Origin of the sequence: Thomasclavelia saccharogumia DSM 17460 (assembly GCF_000686665.1) — a bacterium.
Classification (GTDB): Bacteria; Bacillota_I; Bacilli_A; order Erysipelotrichales; family Coprobacillaceae; genus Thomasclavelia; species Thomasclavelia saccharogumia.
Genome location: NZ_JMLH01000098.1, coordinates 1 through 7462, shown reverse-complemented (window position 1 = coordinate 7462; position 7462 = coordinate 1). Strand labels below are relative to the sequence as shown.

Sequence of the window (7462 nt, the reverse complement as noted above, 5' to 3'; positions counted from 1 at the left end):
TAACAAATTTTTGGCAAATTAAATTGGATAACAGAAGTAAAAGATATGAGCTAATTAGTAAAAAATAGCAAAATATAATGGCACAAACAATCAAATTAATTTATTCCAATTTCCTTATTTACAGTGGAGCCAAATTCCTAAGAACCGTTAAAACCAAGCAAAATCAAGAAGATTTTGCTTATGAAAAAGTATAACTTAGGAATATCCACTATAAATAAGTTTTCTCGGCATAAAATAATTTGAATAAAATATTATCAAATTAAATTAGTTATATTTAATTTTAACTAATTTACGAATGCATAAACAGTAGTTTTTTGAGTCAAAATAATTTGCATATCAACAGATATGTAAAAGCAGTACAGGTTATCTTCGTACCACCTTCAGTTTTGAAATCTGCTGATACACATATATTCTTCATCTGTTTTTATGAAATCTGCAATTGCTTCGTCCTCGATCCGCTGCGTCAACTGTCGCTCACTATATACGTCAAATAATGATTTTAGAATAGTATTCTCCATATTGCAATTTTTTCGTTATAAAAAAAAACAGAAATTTTAATTGACTCAAAAATTTCTGTTTTATATTATCGTTAGATTAACGACATTGGAATCATAAGACCTTTTTAATATGAATCTTTAATTTGAACTTTATCCTTCACACAAATTATTCCCATCCAAATAAAACTAAATAAAATTAGTGCTATCAACCATAATGGAATCCCTCGAATAACGCAATCTCCAATCAAAATTTCAACAATCACAAATAAGCTTATCGCAACTAAAGCAACTTTATTCATTACAACTGCCTCCTTATTAAATATATGTTTATCCTTATATTTATTATACATATTTTACAAATTAAATAATATCACTAATTTGTTAAAAAATTATTAAATATCAAAATTATCATATATTTAAAATATCGGATTAATTATTTTACCTCACTTTTATTAGCAAGATAAACAATTCCTAACATTATCGGGATAAATAATAAAACTTTTCCTCCTGATAAATTAGTATTTTCACTACCATTATAGGCCAATAAACTTCTAACGTTGATTACACTGATTGCTAAACTTGTTGCAACCCCTAATAATTTTTTCACTTTAATCACCTCTGTACTTCCATTTTACTTATATAAAGAAAAACAAACTATACTTTAGCAATTAAATTTATGTAAAGATTATCCTAAGGCCACATCTAAGATCATCATTACTACAAAGCCAATCGCAAAACCAATAGTTGCAATATTACTATGTCGTCCCTGTGAAGCTTCAGGAATCAATTCCTCAACTACAACATAAACCATTGCTCCAGCTGCAAAAGCTAAAAGATAAGGTAAAACCGGCATGACAAATGATGCCATTAATATGGTAATTCCAGCACCAATTGGTTCTACTATTCCTGAAAGCATCCCATAAATAAATGATTTTGTTTTAGATAATCCCGAACTTTTTAACGGCATTGATATGATTGCTCCTTCAGGAAAGTTTTGAATCGCAATTCCAATCGCTAAAGCTAAAGCTCCTGCACTAGTCACTCCATAACTATTAGATACCACTCCAGCAAAAATGACACCAACCGCCATTCCTTCAGGAATATTATGCATAGTTACTGCTAATACCAGCATTGTAGATTTTTTTAATTGGCTTTCTCGCCCTTCCTTTTCATTATCCAAATGCATATGCGGAATGTTTCGATCTAATAACAACAAAAATATTATTCCCAGTAAAAAACCAACTGTCGCAGGAACAAAAGCCAATTTTCCCATGTTTTCTGACATATCCATTGCGGGAATCAATAATGACCAAACAGAAGCTGCGACCATCACCCCAGATGCAAAACCTAATAATATTTTTTGAACCAAAAGATTAAGCTTATTTTTCATGAAATAGACACAAGCAGCTCCCGCTGTCGTCCCAATAAACGGAATTAAAATTCCAATTAATATTTCCATCTTAATGTTCCTTTCTTTCTAATAATTTATTCCACCCAGCCTGATAAAATTCCTGTAATTCACTTACAAACTTTTCAGCCTGCTTTTTTGACATTTGATGGCGTACGATCTCAAATACTCCAAACAAATATGAATGATTTATGATATGACTTAAGTTATCATCAAATCCCTGCCCTTTTAGCTGCTTCACTTTATCATCAACTAAATGATCTAAGTATTTTTCATATTTTGTCTGCTTACTGCAACAAATAATAAGAGTAAAAATTTCAAAATTCTGATAAATGTAATCAATAGCTGTCTTATCTATTCCTTTAACTAAATAATCATCTTTGAATTTTTTACCAACATCCTCAACTATACTATTAAAAAGTGCTTCTTTATTTTTATAGTAACCATACATTGCTCCAGTTGTTACTCTAGCTGCTTTAGCTATCTTTCTTAACGAGGCAGCCTGATATCCATTATTTAAAAACTCTTGAGTTGCAATATTAATGATTCTCTCTTGTGTTGTCATCCTTACCTCCTAAAATATAACATCGTTATATTTTATTGATATTCTACAATATAAGACAGCTTTGAGCAAATTATATGCGTAAAAATATTTATATCAAAATTTGTTTTATATTTACATTATTTATCATCATAATTAAATTTTTAGAATATTAAAATGGGAACTAAATTAGTTCCCATTAATAACTTTATTTTTAAAAGTTAAAACTGATATCTTATAAATAAGATAAAATATTACCAAAATTACAACTGCACTAATAATATTTATTATATATAATTTTGTTTTCATCACATTAGCAAGTGCATGAACTGAAAAATATGATGACACAGTCATTAAAACAAAGGGACAATAGTAAGCAAAACGAATCTCATTTTTTATTGATTTGATTAATGTTCGATCATTTATCCCTATTTTTTTCAAAATAGCATAACGCTCTTTATCCCCAAATGCTTCATTACTCAACTTCATAAAAATAATACTTCCACTAGCTAAAATAAATACTAAAAATAAGAAAATACAGATCGAATACATCACTCTTACCCAAGCAATATCCCCGCCATTAGGATCATTGGCTAAATATCCAACATAATCTGAGCTCTCTTGAGTTATACTTTCTAAATAATTTATAGAAGCTTGATAATTATTAGGATCCGTAATTTTATAATTATACATGTAGTATTCTTGACCAGCACTTTTTAATCTTTCATAAACACCATCATTTACTACATATGTGCTGATATTTTCTTGAATTAAACCTAGATATGATTCAGATACTTCTTCTACAATTCGATATGTTTCTTCATTAATTTCAATAGTTGGGTTATTTTCAGGATCAGAAATATCTAATAGATATAATCTTGTTAAATTAATTACTTCATCATCTTTTAATGCTGGTAAATTAAATTTTATTTTAGCATCTTTTGCTGCTTGTTTTAATTGACTGTAAGAAACAAGACCATACTGATTATAAATAAATTTAGTTTTAACAGCATCTTTATTTAGTGCTAAATAATTGAAATTGTTATGATAGTCGATAGCGTTAGTTTTACTAATTCCTTTCGTAATTTCACCTTCGTTTAATGGTTTACTTGACATAATTGAATAAGAATATGTGCTCCTAAAATGTGTGATATTATCATAGCGCTGTTTCATAGCAAATGACGTTGCTAGAACAGTTACTGAACAAATCATTAAAATCGTAACCATTGCATAAGTACGATAATTCTTTTTTAAACGAAACGCTAGATTGTTTATCCATAATACACGTTCTTTTTGATATAAATATTTTTTGTTTTTTGATAATTTTGTGATTATGAAAGGAATTATTCCATTATATAGAAAATAAATACCAACAATAACAAGAACAACTGCATAAAGAATATAAGTAAATGAAGACATATCTCCAACTTGTAAAGCACAATAATAGCCACCCACAAGCAATAACAACCCTACAATTACTTTTAATAGAGAAATAATACCTTTTTCTTCCTTTAACTCATTTTGCTTGGCTGCTGATAACATTTCCAAAACACTGCTTCTTAAAATATTAATATATCCTTTAACAATCATGATAATAAAAATCCCCATAAACAACAATACTGTTATCAATATCGAAGTAATACTTAATGTAAATGATACATCAACACTAATATCTGATATTCTTAATAAAATCATCGTAAACAATTTTGAAAATAATATCCCACTACCAAGACCAATCAATAGCGATAAAACCCCAATCATACTTACTTCAATTACATACATCTTCGCTATATTAGCGTTGTCTAATCCCATAAATGTAAAGATTCCAATATCTTTTTTTCGTTGTGATAAAAAAACATTTGTTGCATACCAAATAAAAAAGAAAACAAAAATTATAAGTACAATAGAAATTACTTCAATAATAATTGAAATATACTCGCTATTTCGTTCTTTTAAAACATTCATTGCATCAGAAAAAGCAATATTTTGAAAATTAAAAAAAATAAAAATGGCAAATGATAATGAAATGATCAAAGCAATATAGTTCTTAACACTGCGCTTAAAATTTGAATACGCTAATTTAAACAAACTCATATTTGTTCACTTCCCATCGAAACTAGTAAACTTAAAATTTCATCATAGAATTTTTGCCGTGAACCACTATGATTTAAACGACATTTAATTTGCCCATCACTTAACATATATACTTGTTTTGCATAACTTGCACTAAAAGCATCATGTGTTACCATCAAAATAGTAGCGTTTTCATTTTCATTAGCATATTTAAGTGATTCCAATAGATCTTTACTTGATTTAGAATCTAATGCTCCAGTTGGTTCATCCGCAAAAATAATTCGTGGTTTAGTAATCAATGCTCGAGCACTTGCACCCCGCTGCTTTTGTCCCCCAGATAGCTGATAGGGATACTTTTTTAGATGATTACTCAATTTAAATAATGCTGCTATCTGCTTTGTTCTTTCGATCACCTCATCACTTTTTATCCCGTTTAAACTTAATGGCAAAGCGATATTATCCTGCAACGTCATATTATCCAATAGATTATAATCTTGAAAAATAAAACCTATTTTTTCCTGTCTGATCTTTGACAAACGTTTATTATTTACTTTAGTAATATCTTCACCATCAATAAAAATTTGCCCTTGAGTAGGTTTATCTAAAGTAGATAACATATTTAATAATGTTGATTTACCTGCTCCTGAGGGTCCCATAATCGCAATAAAATCATTTTCATAAATATCTAAATTAATATTTTTTAAAACTTTAGTCTGATAATCTTTACCACCGTAGCTTTTAACAAGATTTTTTATTTCTACTACTTTAACCATTTTAATTCCTCCTTAGATTACAACTAAAGTTTATCAATTTTATTATTTAAAATCCTATCGTTTTCATTACAATTGTCTTATCAATCTAACATTTTAGTAATCTATCAAAAAATAATCCGCATTATCTACAAAGCACAACTTAAATCGACATCCTTGCGTATAAGTTTCATCAAGTGTTACTTCAATTCCTAACTTTAAAGCTATCTCTTTAACAAAATACAGTCCCATTCCTGTAGAACGATAATCACCATCACGAAGATTATGACCAGTAAAACCTCGATCAAAAATATATGGCGCATCTTCCTTAGTAATACCTATTCCATTATCTTCTACCATTAAATACAGACCTCGATCATTTTGTACAACTGTAAAAATTAAACTTGGATTATCTTGACTATATTTTATTGAATTTGTAATAAACTGATCTAACATATATGTTAACCATCTACGATCACTATAAACATATTCATTTTTCACATTTATAACGATTGTAAAATGATCATTGATCAAGAAATATGAATGATGCTTTATCGCTTCTTTTATAACTTGCGATAACAAAATTTTTTCAATCTTAATATCATTTTCTGGATTTCTCAGCTTACTTGACATCAACATTGTATTTAATAATAATTGTAGTCGTTCTATAGTTAAACGCATTTCTTTTTTTAAAATCAAATCATTAGTTCTCTCATTCATAAGTCGCATAGTTACGATTGGTAATTTAGCTTCATGCGACCAGCGTGAGATATAATCTACCAGTTCCTGCATTTGAATGTTCAAGTTATTAATATTACATTGATAATAATTATTATTTTGTTCTATTATTTCTAGCACCTGATTTGATAAATATCTATCTAATTTATCAGTAGTAATAAAATCATTCATTTTCATCATTCTGTAAACCTGTCGATAGTTTAAATAGTTCCAAATCAACCAGCATCCACTTATAAAAATTAAAATCACATCAAGGTAAATCAGATCATTGATATATAAACGGCTTCCACATAAATAAATAAAATAAATATTAATAAACAATAGTAACATAATCCCTATGAGCAATAACCTTTTTTGATCCTTTAAATATCTAATCAATATAATAACCCACTCCTTTTTTAGTCTTAATAATATCTTTACCTTTAGTTAATTCATTTAATTTATTACGTAATCGTGAAATATGAACTGATAACGTTGCATCTGTAATGAATTCATCTGTATTCCATAACACCATCATCAACTGTTCTCTAGTCACCCAATTTCCACGCTGTTGTATAAGAGTACTCATTATTTTAGCCTCTGATTTAGTTAAGTCTAAACCTTGATTTTGATAAATAAAACGTCCGCTAATAACATCATAATATGTATCTTTGTCAAGATACTCTCTTTCTAAATAACGATATTCATAAGTCCGTCGTAACATTGCTTTGATTTTTACTAATAACAATTCTAAATCAAATGGCTTTTCAATATAATCATCGCCACCTGCCGATAAAGCCATGATTTTATCAGCATTTTGTTCACGACTGGAGATAAACAAAATTGGAACAGCTGAACTATTTCTAATCTTTTGACACCAGTAAAAGCCATCATAAAATGGTAAATTAATATCTAATAAAATTAAATCTGGCTGATATTGATAACATGCTTTATCAACATGTTTAAAATCTTTAATACATTTAGCTTCAAAATTCCATTTAATACACAATAATTCTAATTCATGTGCTAAAGCCAGGTCATCTTCAATAATCATAATTTTCATTTCTACCAACTCCTCTATTTATTATACTACTATAAAAAATCAGTTTATAGTTAATTGACAAATCTTACAATTTTGTTATCTTCATCAAATCTATAATAAAAAAGTAATAGCTAATCCAATGGTATTAAGTTAAGAGAAAATGAAAAATCATTGAATTAAGATAAGATGGTTGTTAAAGTAAAAACAGCCATCTTTTCTGTTATTCATAAATAAAAATATAAAAATATGGATTTTAGATATACTTAAAAAGAACTAGCATCTAGCTCAAAAAATTTTATTGTTATTCTAAAATAACGTGTTATAATAATTCATGTCAGGACGTTCTATAATTTAACGGTTGACATGATTTGGGTTTTATAGCACGTTCATATGATCTTTCTGGTCTTTGCGGGACCAGAAATTTTTTTATTCTTG

General features: G+C 28.0%; 8 protein-coding genes. All 8 read right to left on the bottom strand.

Translation table 11 applies throughout. The features are described 5' to 3' along the window. Positions 1–622 precede the first annotated feature (622 nt). Complete coding sequence (locus BR82_RS17385; RefSeq protein WP_162832142.1) at positions 623–796, bottom strand: hypothetical protein; 174 nt, start codon at positions 794–796, stop codon at positions 623–625. A gap of 134 nt (positions 797–930) precedes the next feature. Beyond that, positions 931–1104 (bottom strand): hypothetical protein, encoded by a 174-nt coding sequence (locus BR82_RS17180; RefSeq protein ID WP_154659623.1) that lies wholly within the window; start codon positions 1102–1104, stop codon positions 931–933. Positions 1105–1182: 78 nt separating this feature from the next. After that, a complete protein-coding gene (locus tag BR82_RS0113995) occupies positions 1183–1956 on the bottom strand; it encodes a ZIP family metal transporter (protein ID WP_024722799.1) in 774 nt (257 codons plus the stop codon). 1 nt (position 1957) lies between these two features. Continuing rightward, positions 1958–2470 (bottom strand): TetR/AcrR family transcriptional regulator, encoded by a 513-nt coding sequence (locus BR82_RS0113990; protein WP_027090678.1) that lies wholly within the window; start codon positions 2468–2470, stop codon positions 1958–1960. A gap of 165 nt (positions 2471–2635) precedes the next feature. Then, complete coding sequence (locus tag BR82_RS0113985; RefSeq protein WP_027090677.1) at positions 2636–4540, bottom strand: FtsX-like permease family protein; 1905 nt, start codon at positions 4538–4540, stop codon at positions 2636–2638. Next, on the bottom strand, positions 4537–5292 hold the full coding sequence (locus BR82_RS0113980; RefSeq protein ID WP_024722801.1) for an ABC transporter ATP-binding protein: 756 nt from the start codon (positions 5290–5292) through the stop codon (positions 4537–4539). Before BR82_RS0113980 ends, BR82_RS0113985 begins: the two co-directional genes overlap by 4 nt. A gap of 93 nt (positions 5293–5385) precedes the next feature. After that, complete coding sequence (locus BR82_RS0113975) at positions 5386–6183, bottom strand: sensor histidine kinase (protein ID WP_240474570.1); 798 nt, start codon at positions 6181–6183, stop codon at positions 5386–5388. A gap of 193 nt (positions 6184–6376) precedes the next feature. Beyond that, positions 6377–7048 carry a response regulator transcription factor gene (locus tag BR82_RS0113970; protein ID WP_027090675.1) on the bottom strand — a complete coding sequence of 224 codons (672 nt, stop codon included), beginning with the start codon at positions 7046–7048 and terminating at the stop codon, positions 6377–6379. Positions 7049–7462 lie beyond the last annotated feature (414 nt).

Excerpts from the sequence above, each read along its gene's own strand:
- BR82_RS17385 (WP_162832142.1), bottom strand. The coding sequence starts at position 796 with ATGAATAAAGTTGCTTTAGTTGCGATAAGCTTATTTGTGATTGTTGAA.
- BR82_RS0113995 (WP_024722799.1), bottom strand. The coding sequence starts at position 1,956 with ATGGAAATATTAATTGGAATTTTAATTCCGTTTATTGGGACGACAGCG.
- BR82_RS0113990 (WP_027090678.1), bottom strand. The coding sequence starts at position 2,470 with ATGACAACACAAGAGAGAATCATTAATATTGCAACTCAAGAGTTTTTA.
- BR82_RS0113985 (WP_027090677.1), bottom strand. The coding sequence starts at position 4,540 with ATGAGTTTGTTTAAATTAGCGTATTCAAATTTTAAGCGCAGTGTTAAG.
- BR82_RS0113980 (WP_024722801.1), bottom strand. The coding sequence starts at position 5,292 with ATGGTTAAAGTAGTAGAAATAAAAAATCTTGTTAAAAGCTACGGTGGT.
- BR82_RS0113975 (WP_240474570.1), bottom strand. The coding sequence starts at position 6,183 with ATGAAAATGAATGATTTTATTACTACTGATAAATTAGATAGATATTTA.
- BR82_RS0113970 (WP_027090675.1), bottom strand. The coding sequence starts at position 7,048 with ATGAAAATTATGATTATTGAAGATGACCTGGCTTTAGCACATGAATTA.